Raw genomic sequence first — 21,337 nt, 5'->3', positions numbered from 1 at the left:
GGACGGCCACGCCCGGACAGGTGTGCGCACGGAGTGTGACCGCTCCGGAATCCTGCGTAAACAGCGTGTGAATCGCGCCTGGTCGCGCGGGAGCGGCGCCATCATGCTTCCGTGCACTCCTGGACGGAAACTCTCCGCTTCGCCTTCCAGCCGGTGGTCAACCTGACGACCGGAGGGGTCGCCGCGCTGGAGATACTCGCGCGTCCGGAGGCGGGCGACATCCTCGCGGAGGCCCGTCGCGACCCGGAACTCGACGGGAGGGTGGCCGCGTTGGCCATCCGTGCGGCGGCGCGCAAGGAGACGCTGCTGCCGCTGCACGTCAACGTCTTCGCCGGGACGCTGGCCGACCTCGGAGGGCTGGCCGCACTGCGCGACGCGGTACGGGACGCGGGGCGGATGACGTGGGAGGTGACCGTCGACGTCGGGCCGCCGTACACGCACGTGCCCCGGCAGGCGCTGCTGGAGGCGGTCGCCGGGCTGCGGGCGGACGGCTTCCGGATCTGTGCGGACGGCGTCGGGGACGGCGACGTACCCCTGCGGCTGCTCACCGACCTCGCTCCTGAGCTGATCAAGCTCGACGCGTCCCTGCTGTGCCGTCCGGCGGCCGTGCGGGCGATGCGGACGCTGTGCGAGGAGTCGGGCGCGCTGCTGTCCGTCGAGGGCGTGGAGACGGAGGCGCAGTGCGCGGCGGCGGTGGCCGCGGGCGCGCAGCTGGCGCAGGGTGAGCTGTTCGCCCCGCCGGCGCGACTGCCCGCCGCGGACGTGTACGTCCCGGCGGTGGCCCCCGCCGTGACGGCCGTGCCCCGTTCGGGGCCCTCGGTGCGGCAGTTCGTGCGGCCCGCCGCGCTGCTGCCCGCGACGGTGTCCGCTGGGCGGGTGCGTGCGCTGCTCACGGGGGCCGCCGACGTGTCGGGAGTACTGCTCGTGGACGCATTCGGGGTACCCGTGCGTTCGGTGCACCGGTCCCGGTTCCTGCTGTCGATGTCGGGGCGGTACGGGCATGCCCTGTACGCCGACCGGCCGGCCGTCAGGCTCGGGGATCCGCCGCGCACGGTCGGCGTCGACGCGACGGCCTGGGAGGTGCTCGACGTGGTCGCGGGCGGGGACCGGGACCGTACGTCCGACGACGTCGCCGTGGTCGACGGGCGCGGGCGGTGCGTGGGCGTCGTGCGGCTCGCCGACCTCGTGCGGGCGCTGGCCGAGACCCGGGTCGAGGAGGCGGCGGGGCTCAACCCGCTGACGCGGCTGCCCGGTTCGGACGCCATCACCGAGGAGGTGGACCGGCGGATCGCGGACGGCCGGACGTTCGCGCTGAGCTGGCTGGACGTGGACCACTTCAAGCGGGTGAACGACGCGGCCGGGTTCGCGGCCGGGGACGAGCTGATCCGGGCGGTGGGGCGGGCGTTGCAGCTCGCCGCGTCCGAGGACGTGCGCGTGGGGCACATCGGCGGCGACGACTTCCTGGTCCTCGCGGACCCGGACGGGCTCGACCGGGTTGCCGCCTCGGTCCTCGACACGCCGTGGTCGGCGGGCGGGCTGGCCGTGACGCTCTCCCTCGCCACGGTCCTGTGCCCGCCAGCAAGTGTGAGCGGTCACCGGCAGGCCGCCGCCTGCCTCGCACCGCTCAAGCAGGCGGCGAAGGCCCTGCCGGGGGCGAGCTGGATCCTCGGGCGGGCGGGACTGCCGGGCCACGAGGTGCGCCGCGGGCCCCTGGCCGGGCCGGCGCCACACGCTGCCTGGGCCGCCACCACACCGGCGCGCACTCACCCCGGCTGAGCCGGGGCCGCGGCGGAGAGGGACCGTCCTCCTCCGACGGCGCGTCAGCCTGTACGGCGTCAACGGGTGTCTTGCGCGCGGGCGTTGACAACGTGGGGCGCGGCGCCGGGACCGTCCTTCCCGGGATGGCTCCTCAGCCTTCACACCGCCAACGAGTAGCCCATGCAAGGACGTTGACAACGCGAGGCAGCGCCGGGACCGTCCTTCCCGGGATGGCTCCTCAGCCTTTGCGCCGTCAACTAGCGGCCCACGCATGGGCGTTGACTACGTGGGGGCAGCGTCGGGACCGTCCTCACCAGGATGGTTCGCAAGCCTTCGTAGTGGCAACGAGTGGCGCGTGCACGGGCGTTGACGACGTTCGGCGGCCGGCCCGCCGGTGTCGCGGTTCTCCCCGTGCCCGGGACGCCGTACCCGCGTGTTGCGCGGCCCGTGGTCGCGAACCGTTCCGGTCGGCGACCTTGACGCCCCCTGAGTGCCGGTGAACACTTCCCGGTGTCAGTCGGCATCGCCGCATTCGGGCGTCTTCAGGCGCTGTACCGCAAGGGTTCCCGCCTGCACGAAGGGCCATCCCCCACGGGCGATTCCGCTGCTACGGCACGCTCGTCACGGACGCCGGGCGGGGCGCGGGACTCTCCCTGCCCTCGGCTGAAGTAGCCATGGGAAACGCACCCTGCACGGTGGACCGGGGCGGACCGCCCCGGGCGAGGGCCTAGGAGCCGCCATGAGCAACGGAGACATATTCGTCGGTGAGGTCATCGGTACCGCGATCCTCATCCTGTTCGGCGCCGGAGTGTGCGCCGCCGTCACCCTCAGATTCTCGAAGGCGCGGGCCGCCGGCTGGATCGTCATCGCGTTCGGCTGGGGCTTCGCCGTGCTGGCCGGCGCCTACACCGCCGCGCCCCTGTCCGGCGGCCACCTCAACCCCGCCGTCACCATCGGAGTCGCCGTCGACACCGGCGTCTGGGACAAGGTCTGGGTCTATGTGCTGGGCCAGATGGTCGGAGCCATGCTCGGTGCCGTCCTCGCCTACCTGGTCTATCTCGCGCAGTTCCAGGCCAACGTCCGCAAGGCGGGCACCACGGAGGGAACGGCGGACGAGCCGACGCCGACCCTGGGCATCTTCTCCACCATCCCCGAGATCCGGAACCCGGTCGCCAACCTGATCACCGAGGTCATCGCGACGATCGGCCTGGTGCTGCCGATCCTAGCCTTCGGCAAGAACGTCGGCATCGGCATCGGCCCGGTCCCCGGCGAACAGGGGATCTACGGCTCCGGCATCTCCGTCCTGCTGGTGTCCCTGCTCGTCGTCGGCATCGGACTCTCCCTCGGCGGACCCACCGGGTACGCCATCAACCCGGCGCGCGACCTGGGCCCGCGCATCGTGCACACGTTCCTGCCCATTCCGAACAAGGGCACCTCCGACTGGGGCTACTCCTGGGTCCCGGTCGTCGGCCCGCTGATCGGCGGGGCGCTCGCCGGCCTCATCTACAACGCAGCCTTCTGACCCGAGCGACCAAGGGGTATCCATGCCGGACAACGCCGAGAAGTACGTCGCCGCAATCGACCAGGGCACCACCTCCAGCCGCTGCATCGTCTTCGACCGGGCCGGCGCGATCGTCGCCGTCGACCAGCGCGAGCACCGGCAGATCTTTCCCAAGCCCGGCTGGGTGGAGCACGACGCGACCGAGATCTGGTCCAAGGTGCAGGCGGTGGTCGCGGGAGCGGTCGCCAAGGCCGGGCTGCGCGCCGACCAGCTCAGCGCGCTCGGCATCACCAACCAGCGTGAGACGACGGTCCTGTGGGACCGCGCCACCGGCAAGCCCGTGCACAACGCCATCGTCTGGCAGGACACCCGGACCTCCGCGCTCTGCACCGAACTGGGCGGCACGGACGGGCAGGACCGCTTCCGCGAGCAGACCGGGCTGCCGCTGGCCAGCTACTTCTCCGGGCCCAAGGCGGCCTGGCTGCTGGACAACGTGCCGGGCCTGCGCGCCCGAGCCGAGCGCGGCGAGATCGCCTTCGGCACGATCGACTCCTGGCTGATCTGGAACCTCACCGGCGGCACGGCAGGCGGGCGGCACGTCACCGACGTGACGAACGCCGGGCGCACCATGCTGATGAACCTGGAGACGCTCCGGTGGGACCCGTCCATCCTCTCCGCGATGAACATCCCCGAGGCGATGCTGCCCGAGATCAGGTCCTCCTCCGAGGTGTACGGGACGGCCGTGGGCCAACTCGGGGGCGTGCCGGTCGCGTCGGCGCTCGGCGACCAGCAGGCGGCCGTGTTCGGGCAGGCCTGCTACGACGTGGGCACGGCCAAGAACACCTACGGCACCGGCAGCTTCCTGCTGCTCAACACCGGCAACCGGCCCGTTCCCTCGAAGAACGGCCTGCTGACCACCATGGGCTACAAGATCGGCGACGAGGCGCCCGTCTACTGTCTGGAGGGCTCGATCGCGATCACGGGGGCCCTGGTCCAGTGGTTCCGCGACCAGCTGGGGATCATCCGCAACGCGGACGAGATCGAGACGCTGGCGGCGAGCGTCGAGGACAACGGCGGGGCGTACATCGTGCCGGCCTTCTCCGGCCTGTACGCGCCCTACTGGCGCTCCGACGCCCGCGGTGTCGTCACCGGCCTCACCCGTTACGTCACGAAGGCACACCTGGCCCGGGCGGTTCTGGAGGCCACGAGCTGGCAGACCCGCGAGGTCGTGGACGCCATGTACCAGGACTCCGGGGTCCGGATCACCACCCTGAAGGTCGACGGCGGCATGACCGGCAACAACCTCCTGATGCAGCACCAGGCGGACGTCCTCGGGGTGCCGGTCATCCGCCCGAAGGTCTCCGAGACGACGTGCCTTGGCGCCGCGTACGCGGCCGGACTCGCGACGGGTGTCTGGAGCGGCCTCGACGAACTGAAGACGCACTGGCAGAAGGACGTCGAGTGGACGCCGGCCATGGAGGCCGCCGAGCGGGACCGGGAGTACCACAACTGGCACAAGGCGGTGGAGAAGAGCTTCGGCTGGCACGAGGAGGACGTGTGAGCCGACCGGGGTCCACGCGCGCGTGAACGTCCCGTGAGCCACGCGCGCGTGCGAAGTGCGGCTCGTACCCCGGTCGGCGGGGGTACGGGCCGTACGCACGGGCCCGGGCCTACGGTCAGGTGGTGACCGACTCGCGGCGTCCTGCGGCCTGTTCCATCGCGTGCTGGACGACCCGGATGAGGACCTCCTTGGCCGATCCCCGGTCCCGCGCGTCGCAGAGCACCACGGGGACGCCGTCGTCCAGGTCGAGCGCCCTGCGGACGTCCTCGGCGGGGTGACGGGCGGCGCCCTCGAAGCAGTTGACGGCCATCACGAAGGGGATGGAACGCCGCTCGAAGTAGTCGACCGCGGCGAAGCAGTCCTCCAGGCGGCGGGTGTCCGCGAGGACGATCGCGCCCAGGGCCCCGGTGGCGAGTTCGTCCCACAGGAACCAGAAGCGATCCTGTCCGGGCGTCCCGAAGAGGTACAGCACCAGGTCCTCGCGGAGAGTGATGCGCCCGAAGTCCATCGCGACGGTGGTCGTCCTCTTGCTCTCCACGCCGCTGATGTCGTCGACCGGGCGCCCCGCCTCGGTGAGCATCTCCTCCGTCCGCAGCGGCCTGATCTCGCTGACCGCGCCGACGAGGGTCGTCTTCCCCACACCGAAACCGCCGGCCACGAGGATCTTGAGCGTGACGGGCTCGACCGGGGGCTTGCCGCGCTCAGTACGCCCGAAGATCATCGATCTCTTCTCCTGCTTCGCTGGTGTCGGACGGGGCGGACCGTAGCCGCCACCGCCGGGTTCGCTGACGAGTACGTCTGCGGGGCGGGCTTCTGCCGTAGCACTTCCGCCAAGTTCCGTGCCGGTCCCGCCGGCGCACCCGACGCGGCCCGCGCCGACCTCTCCCGGCTCACCCCGTGCCGTACGCCGCCGTGGCCACGCCGGACCGCGAACTCGTGGGGCAGGCACGTCGTCACCCTGATCCCGTGCCGCTCAGAGCGCCCGGAGGCCGCTGATCACGTCGCGGAGGATGCTCTCGTCCGGCAGCTCCGCGGGCGGTACGGGACGTGTCACGTGGACCAGTTCCTCGTCCACGAGGTCGCCGATCAGGACGCGTATCACCCCGATGGGAAGGTCGAGCTCCGCGGCGAGTTCGGCGACCGACTGCGGTGCGTCGCGACAGAGTCCGACGATGTCCACGTGCTCCGGGGACAGCGCCTGGTCAGCCTCGGGATCGTCCGCGTGGGTCTCCGTGACGACCACCGCGATCAGGTCGAGCCGGTGCTGGGCCGGGCTGGTGGTGCGGCCCCGCGTCATGGCGTACGGACGAACCACCGGTCCGGCCTCGTCGTCGAACCAGTGGCGTGTTGCGTGACCGTCTCCGCTCATGCCATCCCACTACCCGTCGGCGGGCAGGTCGGTGCGCGGAGCGGCGCCCAGATGTACGCCGACCCGCTTGACCAGGAGCGTCATCTCGTAGGCGACCTGTCCGATGTCCGACTCGGCCTCGGAGAGGACGGCGAGGCAGCTGCCGTCGCCCGCGGCCGTGACGAACAGGAAGGCGTCGTCGAGTTCCACGATCGTCTGTCGGACACTGCCCGCCTCGAAGTGCCGGCCCACCCCCTTGGCGAGGCTGTGGAATCCCGAGGCGACGGCGGCCAGGTGCTCGCTGTCCTCCCGGGTCAGGTCCTTGGAGACTCCCGTGGGCAGTCCGTCGCCGGAGAGCACGATCGCCTTGCGGATGCTGGCGACCCGGTCCACCAGGTCGTCGAGGAGCCAGTTCAGCTCCCCCGACGTCGCGCTGCTCACGGGGTGCCCTGCGGCCTTCGGTGCGGTCATCGACCGTCTCCCTCTGTCGTTCCTTGTGCTGAGCCGTCGTGGGCATCGTCGCCCCCGGCGTTCTCCTCGCGGCCGCGCTGCCAGCCCCGCTGGAGCGAGGCCATCCGGCTGCGCACGTCGGCGGCGTCGCGCTCGGCGGGTTCCGCGCCGCCGTTCCCTGATCCGTCGCGCTCGGTGCGCCGTGCGGGTCCGTCCTTCAGCTGCGGCGCGAGGCTGGCCTGCCGTACGCGGCGGGGCAGCGGGCTCGCGTCCGGTGACGCGGTCCCGGGATCGGGGTGCGCGGCCGTCTCCTCCGTACCGGCCGGGCGGCCGGGGCGGCGTGCGCCGCCGGGTTGGGCGGGAGCCTCGGGAGGCGCGCCGTCCAGGCGTCCGGCGGTGTCGGGGCGTTCAGTACGGACCGGCGGGACGTCGTGGTCGCCGCCGGAGCGGCCCGGTGCCTCGCCTCGTCCGGCGCCGAACCGGCTCGACGAACCGGCCCGCTCGGTGGCGGAGCGGGCAGGTGCCGCGCCACGGGCGGCGCGGCGCGCCGCGGACGGCCGGGCGTCCTCGAACTCCGCGCGCCCCGGGGCAGGGGACTCCATGCCCAGCGGTTTTGTCCCGTCGGGTTCCCCGCGCCGGGTCCGGACGTCCGTCACCGGGCGTCCGTGGGAGCTGACGAGCTTGGGCGCCCTGCGGCGCTGCGGCAGCGGGACGGGGGCGTCAGGACGGTCGGGGCCGCCGGGGCGCGCGGTCTCGCCCTGGCCCTCGCGGGCCTGCTGGTGCTGTTCGCCGAGGACACCGGTGAGGGAGCGGCGCGGCCGGAAGGGGTCACCGCGGTCGCCGTCGTCCTCGCCGAGGGCTCCCGGGAGGTCGTCCAGGCCGTCGAGACCGACCGGGGCCTCCAGTTCGACGGGGCCGTCCAGGATCGAGGCGGGCAGTCCGGGCAGTCGCACCGGGACCTCGGACAGGGCCGCGGTGAGGTCCTGCCCGGTCTCGGCCTCCTTCGTGGGCACCGCGCGGTCGAGGCGGAAGCCGATGCCGTTCGTGTCCGGGACGTCGTCCGTGAGCAGCGCGTCGGGGATGAAGACGACCGCGGTGGTGCCGCCGTACGGGGACGGCTGCAGGGAGACCCGGACGTTCTGCCGCTGCGCGAGCCGGCTGACCACGAAGAGGCCGAGCCGGTCGGTGTCGGACAGTTCGAACTCGGGGGTCTCGGCTAGCCGGAGGTTGGCGTCGAGCAGGGCCTCGGCCGCCATGCCGAGACCGCGGTCGTGGATCTCCAGCGTGAAGCCGTTGGCGACGCGTTCGCCGAGGACCTGGACGGCCGTGTGCGGGGGTGAGAACACCGTGGCGTTCTCGAGGAGTTCGGCCACGAGATGGGTGAGGTCGGCGACCGCGGGGCCGGTGACCGCGACGCGCGGCAGGCGGCGTACCTCGATGCGCTCGTAGTCCTCCACCTCGGCGACGGCGGCGCGGACGATGTCCATGAGCTGGATGGGCTTGCGCCACTGCCGGGAGGGAGCGGCTCCGGAGAGGATGACCAGGCCCTCGGCGTGGCGGCGCATGCGCGTCGTGAGGTGGTCCAGGCGGAACAGGTCGGCGAGTTCGTCGGTGTCCTCGGTCCTGCGCTCCATGGTGTCGAGCAGGGTGAGCTGCTTGTGCAGCAGGACCTGGCTGCGGCGGGCGAGGTTGACGAAGACGTCGGAGACGCCTTCGCGCAGCTCGGACTGCTTGACTGCGGCCTCGACGGCGGCCCGCTGCAGGGTGTTGAGCGCCTGGCCGACCTCGCCGATCTCGTTCCTGTCGTACTCCAGGCGCGGCACTTCCGTCTCAACGTCGACCTGTTCGCCCGCGGAGAGGCGGCGCATGACGCTGGGCAGCCGGACGCCGGACGCCTCGTGGGCCTCCAGGCGCAGCCTGCGCAGGTCGCGGATCAGGCTGCTGCCGATGCGCACGGACATGAACAGGGAGACGAGCAGGGCGGCCAGACCGAGGACGCCGGCGATGGCGGCCTTGACGATGACGTTGACGGCCAGGGGGTGGACCCGGTCCTGGTAGCGGTCGCCCGCCTCGTCACCGAGCCGGTCCAGTTCGGCGAGTGCCCGTCCGGCCGTCTCGTCCCAGCTCTTCGCGGTGACCCCGCGGGGGGCGCCGGGGGCCGACCCGATGACGGACTGTTCGGCGTTGCGGAGCGGAGCGGTGACGGCGTTCTTCCAGTAGCGCTCGAAGCGGACGCGCTCGGCGGCGGGCAGCAGCGGCAGGCTGGTGTCGTACAGGAGGCCGCGCTGGGCCACGAGGTCGGAGACGTCCCGGATCTCGTCGTCGGTGAGCCGGCCCGCCACGAGCGCGGATCCGAGGAGCGCGTCCTCACGGGAGAGCAGTTCCCGGGCGCGGGCGACGTTGGCGAGGGCGCGCCCCTGCTTGTCCATCTCGACGTCGTCGAGCACGTGGAGGTTGGCCATGAGGACGTAGCAGGGGTCGACGAGCTGGTTGTAGAGGCCGAGGGCCTGGGTCCGGTCGACGGTGCCCTCGTCGATGCTGCCCCGCAGCGAGTCGAGTCCGCCGAGGGCGTCGAGGATCGAGGTGACACGTTCACCGGTCCCCTCGCTCATCGCCGCCCGTATGTCGTGGTCCTGGGCGTTCCGGCGGACCTTCGCGACCGCCTTGTCGGTGGCGGCCCGGCTGCGTCCGAGCGCCGCACGGGCGTCCGAGGCGCGGGGGTCGGCGAGATACACGAGGCTCTGACGGCGTTCCTGCTGGAGGACGCCGATGGTGTCCTCGGTGGGGAAGGCGACCTTCTCCACGACGTCCGACACGTCGAACAGGTGGAGCGCCTCACGTCCGGTGAGCACGGTGGCGAAGCCCCAGATCGCGGTCAGGGACACCAGCGGCACGAGCAGCAGCGCCACGATCTTCCGGCGGATGGACTTCCCGCGAAAGCGCATGGCCTCCCCCAGCTCGACCCCCGCTGGTCCGGGGGCACACATGTGCGTCAACAAACGGCGTGAGCCTACTACCGACACACAGGTATCTCGAAGGGCTGTCCGAACCCGCATCTGCCGTGAACTGAACGGGACATCAGTAGTTGTCGGTGCATTGCGGGAGATTGCCTCCCCTGTTCCGGCATCTGCGCCCGCGTCGCAACCCGTGGGCGCGGGTTGCTGGTTGGCCGGAATTCTTCGGTGATCGGGAATTTTTGCGGGAGGTGGTTCGTCTTTCTGTACGGGAATGAGGGGCGGAATCGGCCACAAGGCGTCGCATGCCGCGCCCAGGCCGCGTAGAACAGCGCAAACCGGGCAGCCACTGGGAAGCGGGAGTCTTCGGAGGTCTCGGGGTACACAGGGCAAGCGGTCTGCTGGGGATGGGGAGTGACGTGTTGATGGGCACGGTGGAGCGCGAGGCGCTCAGGAGCGGCGTTGCGGCGCCGGTGGCGGCACGGCGGGGCCCGCGGGCACCCGACCCCGGCACCCCGGCGAGCGAGCGCCGTGCGACGACGGCCGGGCGGCAAGCTCCCCACGCCGCGGTCGAGTTCACGGACCCGCGCGGTTCGACCACGCGGGGGGACGACGCCGCCGCTGGCCGGGTCGCCTCGGAGGACGGCTCCCCGGCCGGGCGCAGGTCCGCCCCGGCGGCGGACCGCTCGGGCGCGCGTCGAGTCGCGGCGGACGGCGGGGCCGCCACCCGGGAGGGTGAGGAGCGTTACTACCGGCCGTTGTGGGTCGAGGAGCCCGCGCGCAGGCGGCGGTTGCCGGATCCGGTGCGTACGGCGGCGGTGCGGGCGGTGATCATCATCGCGGTGACGCTCACGCAGGCCGTGATCGCCTTCCTGTGCACTCTGGCCGGCTCCTGGCTGGCGTTCCCGATGGTGCTCAGCAGCGTGGCCTGCACGGTGGTCGCCACCTGGGCCGCCCTCGACGTCTGGGTGACCCGCCAGGTGTGGAATCAACGCCACGGAGTGGTGTCCGTACCGAGCAGCACGGCACGCGCGCTCAGGCGTGAGCGCCGCGTGGCCCGGCGGCACGCCCGGGCGACGGAGCGGCCCCAGGGGCGGATACGCCGCCGGGGCGGCGCACGCCGGCTGTCGCACTCGTAGGACGAAGCAGTCGAAGCGGGCGGCGAGGCTCCCGGCCCGGCGGCCGCGAAGCGGGTGCTCGGCTAGCACGCACGTCCGGGACGAGCGCGGAGTTCACTCCCAGCTCGGTCGTACGGACGAGCCGGGCGCGGATCGACCTCCCGGCTCGGAGTGGCGACCGGTGAGAAGGACGCGGGCCTGACGAGTCGGACCGCCAGGGACGGTCGTTCGGTGGCGTCGCCGCGGGCGCGTCCTGCCCGCGGCGACGCCACCGCCGTCCGCTACGACGCGCTGGGCGCCGGACGCTTGTACATGCGAGTCGCGGTGATCTCGCTGTGCCCGGGCTCCCCGGCTGCGGCCTCCCGCGGCAGTCCCGGCCGCAGGTGCTCCTCCACGCTGATGTACTTCAGCCCCGCGCGCAGGTCGGCGTCATTGCGCAGCCGGATGACGAGCGGGAACTCGGCGAGCGCGGTCGTGTCGAACAGGCCCGTCGTGTACAGCAGTTGCACGCCCAGCGCGTCGGACACGGCACGCTGGAGCTCCAGCAGATACGTCGCGTTGGCGCGCCCGATGGGGTTGTCGAGGAAGAGCGTGCCGGCGTGCCGGTGCTTGTCGCGGCCCCGGTCGTTGCTGCGCAGCGCCGCCATCGTGCAGTACAGCGCGATGGCCGCGGTGAGCAGCTGGCCGCCGGAGAAGACGTCGCCCATCTGTCCGACGGGGACGCGCTCGGCACGCAGCACGGCGTCCGGCTTGAGGATCTCGACGGCAACGCCCTTCGGCTGGAGGGCGGCGCTGACGCCCCGCAGCAGCAGGGACGTGCCGTCGCGGCGCATGTCCGAGTTCTTCTTGACGGCGGCGCGGGTGGCCTCGTCGACGACCTCGCCGAGCCGCTCGGTGAGCGTGGCCTGGTCGGGCTCCTCGAAGCGGATCCGCAAAAACTCCTGCCCGGACCACTCCCCGAGCCCCTCGGGCAGTCGGGAGAGCCGCTGCGCGGACCGCAGCGTGGCGAGCGAGGACTCCACGAGCCCCCGCAGCCGGTCGACGATCGAGTCCCGGTTCCGCTCCAGCTGTGCCAACTCGTCGGTGAGCACGCGCAGCCGGGGTGCGAACGCGTCCGCCCACTTCTGCGCGTGCTCGGGCAGCGCGGCGGCGGGCAGCTCACGGATCTGCTGCCGGGCCGGGGTACGCACCTGCTCGTAGCGCGTGGAGTTGGCGTGCCGTACGAGAATGTCGCTCGCCTCCCGCACGGCGGCCTCGGCCGCGGACAGGTCGGCGCCGCAGCCGCGCAGCGAGCGGCGGGTCTCGGTGGCGGCGTGCCGCGCCTCCTCCAGCGTGCCGGGGTACGGCTCGGTCTCCTGCTGCTCCTCCTCGGAGGTCTCGCGCAGCAGGTCCCGGAGCAGGGCCGCCGTCTCCTCGAAGCCGCCGGCGGCGTCCTCCGCCGCGCGGTGCGCGTCGAGCAGCTCGGCGTGAGCCTCGCGCGCCCGGCTCACCGCCTCGGTGCGCGCGGCGAGTTCACCGGTCGCGGTGCGCAGCAGCGCCTGGGCGTGCTCGGCGTCCCGGGGGGTCAGTTCCTCGGGCAGTGCGGTGTGGGCCTCGCCCTCCTGTGGGGCGTGCCGCTCGGTCTCGCCGCGCAGCCGGCCGAGCTGCTCGCTCGCGGTCGACATCCGGGTCTCCAGGAGCTGGACGAGCTCCTCGGCGCGGGCGGCGGCGGCCTGCCGGGACGGGCCGTCGGAGCCGTCCGGCGACTCCAGGAGCTGTGCGGCGCGGGTCCGCACCTTGTTGCTGAGCCGGTCGAACTCGGCGATCGCCGCGCTCTCGTCGCTTTCGGCGCGTGCCTGCTCGGCGCGCAGATCGGCGCCGACACCGACCTTCTCGTAGAGCTGGGAGGCGGCCCGGTAGGCCTCCCGGAGGGCGGGCAGGGAGGACCGGGGGGTGCTGTCGGCGGCTCCGGGCACCCTGCCGTCCTCGTCCTCGCCCTTGTCCTTCACGTCGTCGGGTACGCCCGCGATCTCGGCGCGCTCGGCGCGCAGCGCCCGGGCCGTGCGGCGGGCGTCGTCGGCGGCGCGCTGGGCGGCGCGGCGGTCCTCGTCGGCGGCGCGTGCGCGCTCCAGGCAGACCTGGGCGCGGGTCTCCGACTCCGCCGCCTCGTCGGCGAGTTCACGGAGCTTGACCTGCCAGCCGGCGCGCTCGCGCAGCCGGAAGGCGAGCCCCGCGAGGGCGTCGGCGGCACGGCGGGCCCGCTGGGCGGCCTCCTGCCGCTCGTCCCGCACGAGGACCGCCTCGGCAGCCTCCTCGTCGGCCTCGGCGCGGACGGCCCGCGCCTCGGCGAGTTCGGCCTCCGTCTCCTCGGCGAACGCGCGTGCGTCGCGGGCCGCGGCGGCGAGCTCGACGAGCCGCCCCGCCGGGCACCCGGCGCGCCAGGAAGCCAGCCGCGCGGCCAGTTCCCGGTCCTTGCCGAGCCGGGCCGCGAGCGTGCGGATCTCCTCGTCCCGGCGGCCCGCGCGGCCGCGCAGCGCCTGCCGCTCCTCGTCGGCGGCGTGCTCGTCGTGCATGGCCGGGTTCGGCGGTACGAGGAAGACGTCTCCGCTGTCGTCCCCCGGGGCCGGGGTGGGGGCGAGCAGCGCGGCGGCGGTGCCCACGGCGACGGCGGAGCGCGGCAGCAGCGCGGCTTCGCCGAGCGCCTGACGGGCCCGGGCGTGGGTGTCCGGATCGGTGATGATCACACCGTCGACCAGCTCGGGGCGGGCGGTCAGCACGCGCGCGTGGTCGGCGGGGTCGACGGCCTGCGCGAGGTAGCGCCAGCCGGGCAGCGCGGGGATGCCGTGCTCGCCGAGGAACTCGACGGTGGCCAGCACGTCCGGGCCGGGCGGCAGCAGTCCACCGTCGCCGAGCGCGCCGAGGATCCGCGCGTCGTCGGCGGCGGCCGTCCGCAGCTCGAAGAGCTGGCGCTCGGCGGAGGCGACGCCTTCGTCGAGCAGCTCCCGCAGCTCGTCGGCGTACCGGTCCAGTTGCTCCGGGGTGAGCGGGGTTCCCCCCATGGGGCCCGCTTCGCCGGCGCTCTCGTCGCGCCGGGGCTGCGGAACGCCCGTCCGCGCAGGAGCGCCCGGCAGGCCGAGCAGCTCCGTGAGCCGTTCCTCGCCGGCCAGCGCGTGTGCCGTGCGCTGCTCCGCGTCGTGGGCGCGCTCCGCCGCCGTGGCCGCGTCCGCCGCGCGCGCCGCCGTCAGCTCCGCGCGGGACTCGGCGGAGGCCGCCTCCCGGGCGTGCTCCGCGGCGCGGCGCGCGGCGTCCCGGGCGGTGTCCCAGGCCGCCACGGCGGACTTCTCGGCGTCGCTGGCGGCCAGCGCGGCCCGCGCCGGATCGGCGTCCGGGGCGCTGTCGTCCAGCCAGCCCGCGCGCACCGCCTCGGCCGTCTCCTGCTCGACCTCGGCCAGCCGCTGGCGCAGGTGCCCGACCTCGCTGCGGGCGCGCTGCGCCTCGGTGGCGGCGGCCGTCGCGTCGCGGTGCGCGGCCTCGCCGACCTCCTGGAGGGCGGCGGACCGCTCCTCCTCCTCGTTGGCGAGCGCCTCGGCTCCTTCGGCGGCGCCGTGCAGGGCGCGTACGAGGTCGACGGCGGCCTTCGCCCGCGCGGCGAGCGCCGGCGCCGCGTCCCGCTCGGCCTCCCGGATCGCCGCGGCGACGCGGGCGGAGCGGTCGGCCGCGGAGCGGTGCCGCAGGACGAGTTCGGCGGCCTGCCAGGCGGCGTGCAGCGTCCGCGCGTCGGCGAGTTCCCGCTTCTGGGCGGCGGCGGACCTCTCGGCCCCGGCGAGCGCCAAGGAGGCGTGCCGGTAGGCCAGTTCGGCGGAGATCAGCGCGCTGCGGGAGCGGGCGCCCTCGGCTTCGGTGACCGTGTGCGCGGCGGCCGTGACCCCCCGGGCGAGGTCGCCCACACGGTGCCGCTCCCGGACCGACCGGGCGGACAGGCGCCGGGCCAGGGTCCGGGTGCGCCGCTCGGCCGCCGTGTGGATGTCCCGTGCCCGGCCGCGGGCCTCGGCCGCGTCGACGATGCGTGTGAGCAGGTCCACCGACCCCGCCGTGAAGTCCCGTTCGGCGATCAGTTCGGCGCGCCGCCCCAGCTTGTTGCCGAAGCCGCTGACCAGGTCGGCGAGCCCGTCCGTGTCCCGGGTGTCGGTGACGGCACGCAGCAGCAGGTCGGTGAAGTCGGAGTCCTTCTTGACCGCGAAGAGACCGGCGGCCTCGCCCTCGTCGGCGTTCATCTCGCGCTGGTAGCGGAAGAGTTCGGGGTCGAGTCCCAGGTCGCCGAGGTGCTCGATCCAGCGGTCGTGGATCTCCTCCCAGTGCACTTCGAGGTGCGGGTAGGCCTTGCCGGCCTCGGTGATCGCGTCCCGGAAGCCCTTCATGGTGCGCCGCCGCCCCTGCGCGCCGGAGACCCCCTCGACGGACGGGCGGACGGCGGTGGCCTCGGCGACGGGCAGGTTGTCCAGGCTCAGCCCGGGACCGGGGCGGAAGGAGTACCAGGCCTCGGCGAACTTGCGCGGGTCGTTGGAGACCTGCCGGCCCCGCCACTCGCTCACCTTGCCGACGACGACGCACTCCCCGGTCAGCGTGTGCTGCCACTCCAGCGCGACGTGCCCGCAGTCGTCCGCGAGCAGGAACTTGCGCAGGACGCCGGAGCTGGCGCCGCCCAGCGTGTTCCGGTGGCCCGGCAGCATCACCGAGAAGATCAGCTTGAGCAGGACCGACTTCCCGCCGCCGTTCTCCAGGAAGAGCACGCCCGCGGGTGCGGGGCGGCGCGGCGGGCCGACCGGCTCGTCCTGGAAGAACTCCGCCTGGGTGGGCGCGGGGTCGGGCACGGGCTCGCCCACGCCCCTCAGGTCCAGGACGGTGTCGGCGTAGCGCGCACCGGCGGGCCCGATGGAGTAGAGGCGGACCCGGGACAGCTCGTACATGGCGGCGGACTCTCGTGATCGTGTGGGGGGGCGGAGCGGTCAGGAATGGAACGGCAGTCCGGCGTCGGCGACGAGTTCCAGGTCGTCGGTGTCCTCGGCGGGCAGCAGGGTCGCCGTGCCGTCGGTCACCGGGACCACGCCCAGCTCGAGGAGTTCGGCCATGGCCGCGCTGCCCGCCATGTCACGGACCTGGAGCTGATAGCGGGCGGTGGTCCGGTACGTCCCTCCGGAGTCGTCGCCGGTGCGCTGGAGGAAGCCGGAGTCGGTGAGGAACGCGACGGCCTTGCCGACGATGCCCGTGGTGGAACCGGCCAGTCTGCGCGCGTCCTTGGTGGCGCCGGCCGCGCTGCGCCGCGCCCAGATCCGCCAGGCGGCCTCGAGTCCCGGCGCGTCCGTCGCCGGGTCGGTGTTCTGCCCCTGCTCGTCGGCCCGCTCCTCCAGGCGGCGGCAGGCCTGCCGGACGAAGGCGTCGACGCCGTTGACCGTGACGCGCCCGATGTAGCCGTCGTCGGCGAGGTCCTCGGGGCGGGGGAACGCCATGGCGGCGACGGCGAGATGTGCGAGGCCGTGCAGGAACCGGTCGCCGGAGTCCGCGGACGTCCGGCGGGCGTAGTCGCCCATGCGGACGGCGAACACGGAGTCCTCGGCGGCGGTCACGGCCATCCCGGCCCGGGGGGACACCTCCAGGACGATCAGCCCCAGACCCGTCGCCACGGCGTCGGCGAGCCGGGCGAACGGCGGGTCCTCGCGGTAGCGGCGCAGCAGTTCCGCGTATTCCTGGTCACGGGCCGGCTGCAGCTTCGGCTGGAGCCCGAAGGCGACGAGCCGCGCCGCGTCGGCGGCGTCGGCGGGGGTGACGGCGGCGCTCGCCGGAGCGGCGGCGGCCTCCGGTTCACTCCACTCGACGTGCTCGGTCACGGCTCAGGCTCCTTGATTCGGCGTTACGGGGGTGACGGCGCCCCGGCGAGGGGCGCGCGGTACGGCATCGGACGGACCCGGGCACGGACACGGCACACGGGCCGGCAGACCACGTTCACGGGGCCACCGGGTCATGACGACCGCCACGGTGGACGGGCCTGGCGGGGGTGCCGCCTCGGCGAGGGACGCGCGGTGCGCCATCGGGCGGCCCCGCCACGCGGGCGCGTGCCACCGTGACGGGGTCCCGGTCGGCCCGGTCTCCCGCTCCGCCCGGGCCCGGGCTCGCGGTGGAAGGCAGCGGACGGCCCGTCGGACGGGCCGGCGGGGCGACCGAGGACGGACGGCACGCGACCGGCCGACGTGCGGTCCATCGCCGTACGGACGGCCGACGTGCAGCCCGCCGACGTACGGACAGCCGACGTGCGGTCCACCGGCTTGCGCACACCCGACATGCAGCCCACCGGCGTGGGGACACCCAACGTGCAGCCCGCCGACGTACGAACGGCCGACGTGCGGTCCACGGGCCTGCGCACACCCGACATGCAGCCCACCGGCGTGGGGACACCAGACGTGCAGCCCAGCGCCGGACGGCCGATCGGCGAGCGGTCCGCCCCCGTACGAACGGCCGACGCGCAATCCGCAGGCTCACGCGCACCCGACGCCCGGCCCATCGACGTACGGACAGCCGACATGCAGCCCACCGGCGGGCGGACGACCGCCGGTTCGGGCATGGCGTTCACGCCGCCTCCGTCCGGCCGGCCGCCATCCCGGCCGCGTCCAGCAAAGCCGTCCCGACGATGAGGTCCGCGCCGCCGAACTCGGGATCGTCCAGCTCGGTCCCGTCGTCCACCGCGAACAGCAGCTTCTCCTCGCCCTGCCGGTAGGCGGTGCCGACCGGCGGGCTGGCCGCGTGCACGGCCAGCAGGGCGACCAGATAAGGCAGTTCGGGGTCCTTGTCGCGGGCCTCGGCGAGCAGCCCGGACAGCCGTCGGGGCGCGTCGGCGGGCAGTTCGAGCAGTTGCATGGCGGCGGCCAGCTGCTCCTCGCTGAAGCGGCTGTCGTCCGGAGTGGCGATCAGGTCGGGTTCGGGCATCTCGGCGCCGAGGTGCTCGCGCTCCACGGGCGGCGTCAGCAGTATGTCGACGAGGTCCCCCACCCGCACCGAGACGGGCGTGCGCAGCCCCGTCCCGCGTGCGAAGAAGGCGTCCGTCACGCGCGTCGCCTGCTCCACGGGCAGCGGCAGGACGGGGGCGACCAGGTGACCGTAGAGGTCGATTCCCGAGGTGGTCATGGGGGTGGCGAAGGCCTGCCGGTCCTGCTCGGCGCGGAACAGCGGTCCCGCCTCCAGCAGCCGGGACTGCAACTGCGTGTGCCGCCGGATGCAGTCCTTGACGATGTCCACGAGTTCGGCGGCGCGCCGCTTCTGCTCGGGGTCCTCGGACTCGTCGCGGGCCTTGCGGATGTTGGTGAGGATCGCGTTCTCGTGGCGGTAGCGGTCGGCGACGTGGTCCAGGGCCTCCGCGATCATGTCGGGGACGGCCCGGAGCCAGTCGACCGCGCGCACGTTGCGCCGGGTGGCGTCGAGGGCCCTGCGCAGTGTCTCCGAGTACTGCACGGTGCGGTACCGGGCCTGCTCGGCGGCCAGCTGGGCGTCGGCGAGCCGGCCCCGGCTGATCAGCACCTCCAGCTTGACCTCGGCGGCGATCTGCGCGCTGGTGACGTCCGTGTCGAGGGCACCGACGAGGACGTTGACCGCCTCGTCGGTCGTACGGAGGTAGACACTTCCCCCGTAACCGGGCACCTCCTCGATCAGCTTGAAGTCGTAGTCTCGCCGGACGTACGAACCGTCGGAGGCGAACGTGCCGTACACGGCCCGGAAGCCGCGGTCGACACTGCCGACGTTGATCAGGTTCTCCAGGACCCAGCGGGCCACGCGCTCGTGCTCCGCGACGGGCCGCTGCGGGGCCTGGGCCGCGACGCGGGGGATGAGGCGGGCCACTATCTGGTCGTGGTCGGCGCCCGTGTCGAAATCCATGTTCAGCGTGATGAGATCGATGGCGGCGAGGGCCACCTCCGCCATCCCGTACACCGAGTACTCGCCCGCGAGGTTGGCCTTGCGTGCGTCGAGGTCGTGCAGCGGCGCGGTGCAGGCGAGCGCGCGCAGCCGCCGCGCCAGACCCTCGTCGGCGGCCGGACCCGGAGCGGGGCGCGGCCCCGCGCTGAGCTGGGGCGGAACACGGTCCGTCGATGCAGGCGAAGTCACGGTGCACAGACTAGGTCCTCGGTCTGACAACGGTCGAAACGGCTCAGAAGCGCCCACGCGGCCGGACGGCGAACCCGCCCCGTCGGGGCCCGCGGGCCTCGCCAGGACCTGGCCGCCGCCCGCTCAGCCGACGCCCCCGCCTCTGCCTCCGCCTCCGCCTCCGCCTCCGGTGAACCCGCACCACTCGGAGAGCGGTACCGCGTAGCCTGAACAGGAGAACGGAAGAGTTATGAACCTGATCGATCTGAACGCCGACCTCGGCGAGGGCTTCGGCCGCTGGCGGCTGACCGACGACGAGCAGCTGCTGTCCGTCGTCACCAGCGCCAACGTGGCCTGCGGCTTCCACGCCGGGGACGCGATCACCATGCGGCGGGTGTGCGAGCTCGCGGCCGGTCGCGGCGTGCGGATCGGCGCCCAGGTCTCCTACCGGGACCTGGCGGGGTTCGGGCGGCGCGCGATGGACGTGCCGCCCGACGAGCTGGCGGCCGAAGTGGCCTACCAGATCGGCGCCCTGGAGGTCTTCGCCCGGGCGGCCGGCACGCGCGTGTCGTACGTGAAACCGCACGGGGCGCTCTACAACCGGGTGGTGCACGACGAGGAGCAGGCGGGCGCGGTCGTCGCCGGTGTCCTGCTCGTGGACCCCGCCCTCCCCGTCCTCGGCCTACCGTCCTCCCGCCTGCTCGACCTGGCGCGGAAGGCGGGGCTGCCGGCCGTCACGGAGGCGTTCGCCGACCGCGCGTACACCTCGCAGGGCGTTCTGGTCCCCCGTACCGAGGACGGCGCGGTGATCACGGACGGGAACGCGGTCGTCGAGCGGTCGGTGGAGCTGGCCCGCTCCGGTGTGGTCGCGTCCCGTTCCGGGGAGCGGATCGCGGTCCGGGCCCGCTCCCTGTGCCTGCACGGCGACACCCCGGGCGCGGTGGACCTCGCCCGCCGGGTCCGCGTCGGCCTGGAGGCCTCCGGTGTCCGTGTGGAGGCGTTCACGTGAGGGCGCTCACGGTGGGGGGCCACGCCCTGCTGGTCGAGGTCTCCTCGGGCGAGGCGGCCCAGGCCCTGCACGCCGAGCTGCTGCGCAGGCGCGCGGACGGTGACCTGTGCGCGGGGGAGATCGTGCCCGCGGCGCGCACGGTCCTCCTGGACGGCGTGCCGGACCCCGCCCTGCTCGCGGAGCGGCTCGCCGCGTGGGAGATCCCGCCGCTGCCCGCGCGCACGGAGCAGGCCGTGGAGATCCCCGTACGGTACGACGGTCCCGACCTGGCCGAGGTCGCGGCCCGGTGGGGGGTGCCGCCCCGTGAGGTCGCGGAGATTCACGCGGCCACCGAGTTCCGCGTCGCCTTCTGCGGGTTCGCGCCCGGCTTCGGCTATCTCTCGGGGCTCCCCTCCCGGTACGACGTCCCCCGGCGTGCGACCCCGCGGACGGCGGTCCCCGCGGGATCCGTGGGCCTCGCGGGCCCCTACACGGGCGTGTACCCGCGCTCGTCGCCCGGGGGCTGGCAGCTGATCGGCACCACGGACGCGGTCCTGTGGGACCACCGCAGGGAGCCGGCGGCGCTGTTGGCCCCGGGCGCACGCGTCCGCTTCGTACCCGCGGGGCGCTCATGACGGACCGCGCCCTCGCCGTCGTCCGCGCCGGCGCCCTGACCACGGTGCAGGACCGGGGGCGCCCCGGCCACGCCCACCTCGGCGTACCGCGCTCCGGAGCGCTCGACGCGCCGGCCGCCGCCCTGGTGAACCGGCTCGTCGGGAACCCGCCCGGCGCGGCCGTCCTGGAGACCACGCTCGACGGCTGTGCCGTGCGGCCGCGCTCCGCGGTCACCGTGGCGGTGGGCGGCGCGCCCTGTCCGGTCACGGTGGACGGACGGCCGGTCGCCTGGGGCGCACCCGTCAGGGTCCCCGGCGGGGCGCTGCTGGACGTCGGTTCCGCGCGCGCGGGCATCCGCGCCTACCTGGCCGTGTCCGGCGGAGTGGCCGTCGAGCCGGTGCTCGGCAGCCGCTCCACCGACCTGCTCTCGGGACTCGGCCCTCCTCCCCTCACGGACGGCACGGTGCTTCCGCTCGGGCCCGTGAGCGGCACCCCCGCGCGCGTGGACGTCGTCCCGCAGCCGGCGCCGCCCCGCGAACTGGTGCTGCGCGTGACGCCGGGGCCGCGCGACGACTGGTTCACCGCGGCGGCCCTGCGCACGCTCACGGCGGGGACCTACCGGGTGTCCTCCGCGAGCAACCGCATCGGCCTGCGCACGGAGGGACCCGCCCTGGAGCGGGCCGTGTCCGGGGAGCTGCCCAGCGAGGGCATCGTCCTCGGCGCGGTCCAGGTCCCGCCGGACGGCAGGCCGGTGGTCTTCCTCGCGGACCACCCGACCACCGGCGGCTACCCGGTGATCGCGGTCGTCCACCCGCCCGACCTCCCCGCGGCAGCCCAGGCCGTGCCCGGAACACCAGTCCGATTCATGACGAGCCACCACCGCCCCTGACCCACCGGAACCCCGGCCCCGACTACCGCCGAACGGGCGTGCCCAGCAC

The 21,337-nt window shown here is 74.0% G+C and carries 14 protein-coding genes; 7 read left to right on the top strand and 7 right to left on the bottom strand.

All coding sequences use genetic code 11. The annotated features are described in order from the left end of the window. The first annotated feature begins 111 nt into the window (after positions 1-111). The 3 genes from AC0ZLC_RS31415 to glpK all read left to right on the top strand — a co-directional run bounded on the left by AC0ZLC_RS31415 (position 112) and on the right by glpK (position 4,820). Positions 112-1,776 carry an EAL domain-containing protein gene (locus AC0ZLC_RS31415; protein WP_476755332.1) on the top strand — a complete coding sequence of 555 codons (1,665 nt, stop codon included), beginning with the start codon at positions 112-114 and terminating at the stop codon, positions 1,774-1,776. Between the two features lie 721 nt (positions 1,777-2,497). After that, entirely contained in the window at positions 2,498-3,280 is a 783-nt protein-coding gene (locus tag AC0ZLC_RS31410; RefSeq protein WP_476755331.1) for an MIP/aquaporin family protein, read from the top strand. Positions 3,281-3,302: 22 nt separating this feature from the next. Further along, entirely contained in the window at positions 3,303-4,820 is a 1,518-nt protein-coding gene (gene glpK, locus AC0ZLC_RS31405) for a glycerol kinase GlpK (protein ID WP_476755330.1), read from the top strand. A 115-nt stretch (positions 4,821-4,935) separates the two neighbouring features. On the opposite strand, the gene AC0ZLC_RS31400 is transcribed toward glpK, so the two are convergent. The 4 genes from AC0ZLC_RS31400 to AC0ZLC_RS31385 all read right to left on the bottom strand — a co-directional run bounded on the left by AC0ZLC_RS31400 (position 4,936) and on the right by AC0ZLC_RS31385 (position 9,563). After that, complete coding sequence (locus tag AC0ZLC_RS31400; RefSeq protein ID WP_476755329.1) at positions 4,936-5,541, bottom strand: GTP-binding protein; 606 nt, start codon at positions 5,539-5,541, stop codon at positions 4,936-4,938. 252 nt (positions 5,542-5,793) lie between these two features. Then, entirely contained in the window at positions 5,794-6,189 is a 396-nt protein-coding gene (locus AC0ZLC_RS31395; RefSeq protein WP_476755328.1) for a DUF742 domain-containing protein, read from the bottom strand. A gap of 9 nt (positions 6,190-6,198) precedes the next feature. After that, positions 6,199-6,639, bottom strand: a complete 441-nt coding sequence (locus AC0ZLC_RS31390) for a roadblock/LC7 domain-containing protein (protein WP_358855355.1) — start codon at positions 6,637-6,639, stop codon at positions 6,199-6,201. After that, positions 6,636-9,563 (bottom strand): sensor histidine kinase, encoded by a 2,928-nt coding sequence (locus AC0ZLC_RS31385; RefSeq protein ID WP_476755327.1) that lies wholly within the window; start codon positions 9,561-9,563, stop codon positions 6,636-6,638. The genes AC0ZLC_RS31390 and AC0ZLC_RS31385 overlap by 4 nt, the downstream gene beginning before the upstream one ends. Positions 9,564-9,997: 434 nt before the next feature. Here AC0ZLC_RS31385 and AC0ZLC_RS31380 point away from each other — a divergent pair, with 434 nt between their 5' ends. Continuing rightward, complete coding sequence (locus AC0ZLC_RS31380; RefSeq protein ID WP_476755326.1) at positions 9,998-10,711, top strand: hypothetical protein; 714 nt, start codon at positions 9,998-10,000, stop codon at positions 10,709-10,711. A gap of 260 nt (positions 10,712-10,971) precedes the next feature. On the opposite strand, the gene AC0ZLC_RS31375 is transcribed toward AC0ZLC_RS31380, so the two are convergent. From AC0ZLC_RS31375 to AC0ZLC_RS31365, 3 genes are all read right to left on the bottom strand, one after another. Further along, entirely contained in the window at positions 10,972-15,636 is a 4,665-nt protein-coding gene (locus AC0ZLC_RS31375; protein ID WP_476755325.1) for a hypothetical protein, read from the bottom strand. Positions 15,637-15,675: 39 nt separating this feature from the next. Next, the gene (locus tag AC0ZLC_RS31370) at positions 15,676-16,554 is read right to left on the bottom strand and encodes a hypothetical protein (protein WP_476755324.1); all 879 of its coding nucleotides are present in this window, start codon (positions 16,552-16,554) and stop codon (positions 15,676-15,678) included. A 736-nt stretch (positions 16,555-17,290) separates the two neighbouring features. Further along, positions 17,291-18,817 (bottom strand): hypothetical protein, encoded by a 1,527-nt coding sequence (locus AC0ZLC_RS31365; RefSeq protein WP_476755323.1) that lies wholly within the window; start codon positions 18,815-18,817, stop codon positions 17,291-17,293. Positions 18,818-19,046: 229 nt separating this feature from the next. Here AC0ZLC_RS31365 and AC0ZLC_RS31360 point away from each other — a divergent pair, with 229 nt between their 5' ends. From AC0ZLC_RS31360 to AC0ZLC_RS31350, 3 genes are read left to right on the top strand one after another with little or no spacing between them, the layout of a single operon-like run. Beyond that, a complete protein-coding gene (locus tag AC0ZLC_RS31360; protein WP_476755322.1) occupies positions 19,047-19,805 on the top strand; it encodes a LamB/YcsF family protein in 759 nt (252 codons plus the stop codon). Continuing rightward, entirely contained in the window at positions 19,802-20,419 is a 618-nt protein-coding gene (gene pxpB, locus AC0ZLC_RS31355) for a 5-oxoprolinase subunit PxpB (RefSeq protein ID WP_476755321.1), read from the top strand. Before AC0ZLC_RS31360 ends, pxpB begins: the two co-directional genes overlap by 4 nt. Continuing rightward, on the top strand, positions 20,416-21,288 hold the full coding sequence (locus AC0ZLC_RS31350; RefSeq protein ID WP_476755320.1) for a 5-oxoprolinase subunit C family protein: 873 nt from the start codon (positions 20,416-20,418) through the stop codon (positions 21,286-21,288). The genes pxpB and AC0ZLC_RS31350 overlap by 4 nt, the downstream gene beginning before the upstream one ends. Positions 21,289-21,337: the final 49 nt, after the last annotated feature.

Source organism: Streptomyces sp. GLSS-08 (genome assembly GCF_056387915.1).
The sequence above is the reverse complement of the archived record's forward strand: the minus strand, read 5'-3'. Positions and strand labels throughout refer to the sequence as shown.

Bases quoted from the DNA above. Each gene is read 5' to 3' on its own strand.
- AC0ZLC_RS31390 (WP_358855355.1), bottom strand. From the start codon at position 6,639: ATGACCGCACCGAAGGCCGCAGGGCACCCCGTGAGCAGCGCGACGTCG.
- AC0ZLC_RS31385 (WP_476755327.1), bottom strand. From the start codon at position 9,563: ATGCGCTTTCGCGGGAAGTCCATCCGCCGGAAGATCGTGGCGCTGCTG.
- AC0ZLC_RS31360 (WP_476755322.1), top strand. From the start codon at position 19,047: ATGAACCTGATCGATCTGAACGCCGACCTCGGCGAGGGCTTCGGCCGC.
- AC0ZLC_RS31350 (WP_476755320.1), top strand. From the start codon at position 20,416: ATGACGGACCGCGCCCTCGCCGTCGTCCGCGCCGGCGCCCTGACCACG.
- AC0ZLC_RS31400 (WP_476755329.1), bottom strand. From the start codon at position 5,541: ATGATCTTCGGGCGTACTGAGCGCGGCAAGCCCCCGGTCGAGCCCGTC.
- AC0ZLC_RS31380 (WP_476755326.1), top strand. From the start codon at position 9,998: ATGGGCACGGTGGAGCGCGAGGCGCTCAGGAGCGGCGTTGCGGCGCCG.
- AC0ZLC_RS31375 (WP_476755325.1), bottom strand. From the start codon at position 15,636: ATGTACGAGCTGTCCCGGGTCCGCCTCTACTCCATCGGGCCCGCCGGT.
- AC0ZLC_RS31395 (WP_476755328.1), bottom strand. From the start codon at position 6,189: ATGAGCGGAGACGGTCACGCAACACGCCACTGGTTCGACGACGAGGCC.
- AC0ZLC_RS31410 (WP_476755331.1), top strand. From the start codon at position 2,498: ATGAGCAACGGAGACATATTCGTCGGTGAGGTCATCGGTACCGCGATC.
- glpK (WP_476755330.1), top strand. From the start codon at position 3,303: ATGCCGGACAACGCCGAGAAGTACGTCGCCGCAATCGACCAGGGCACC.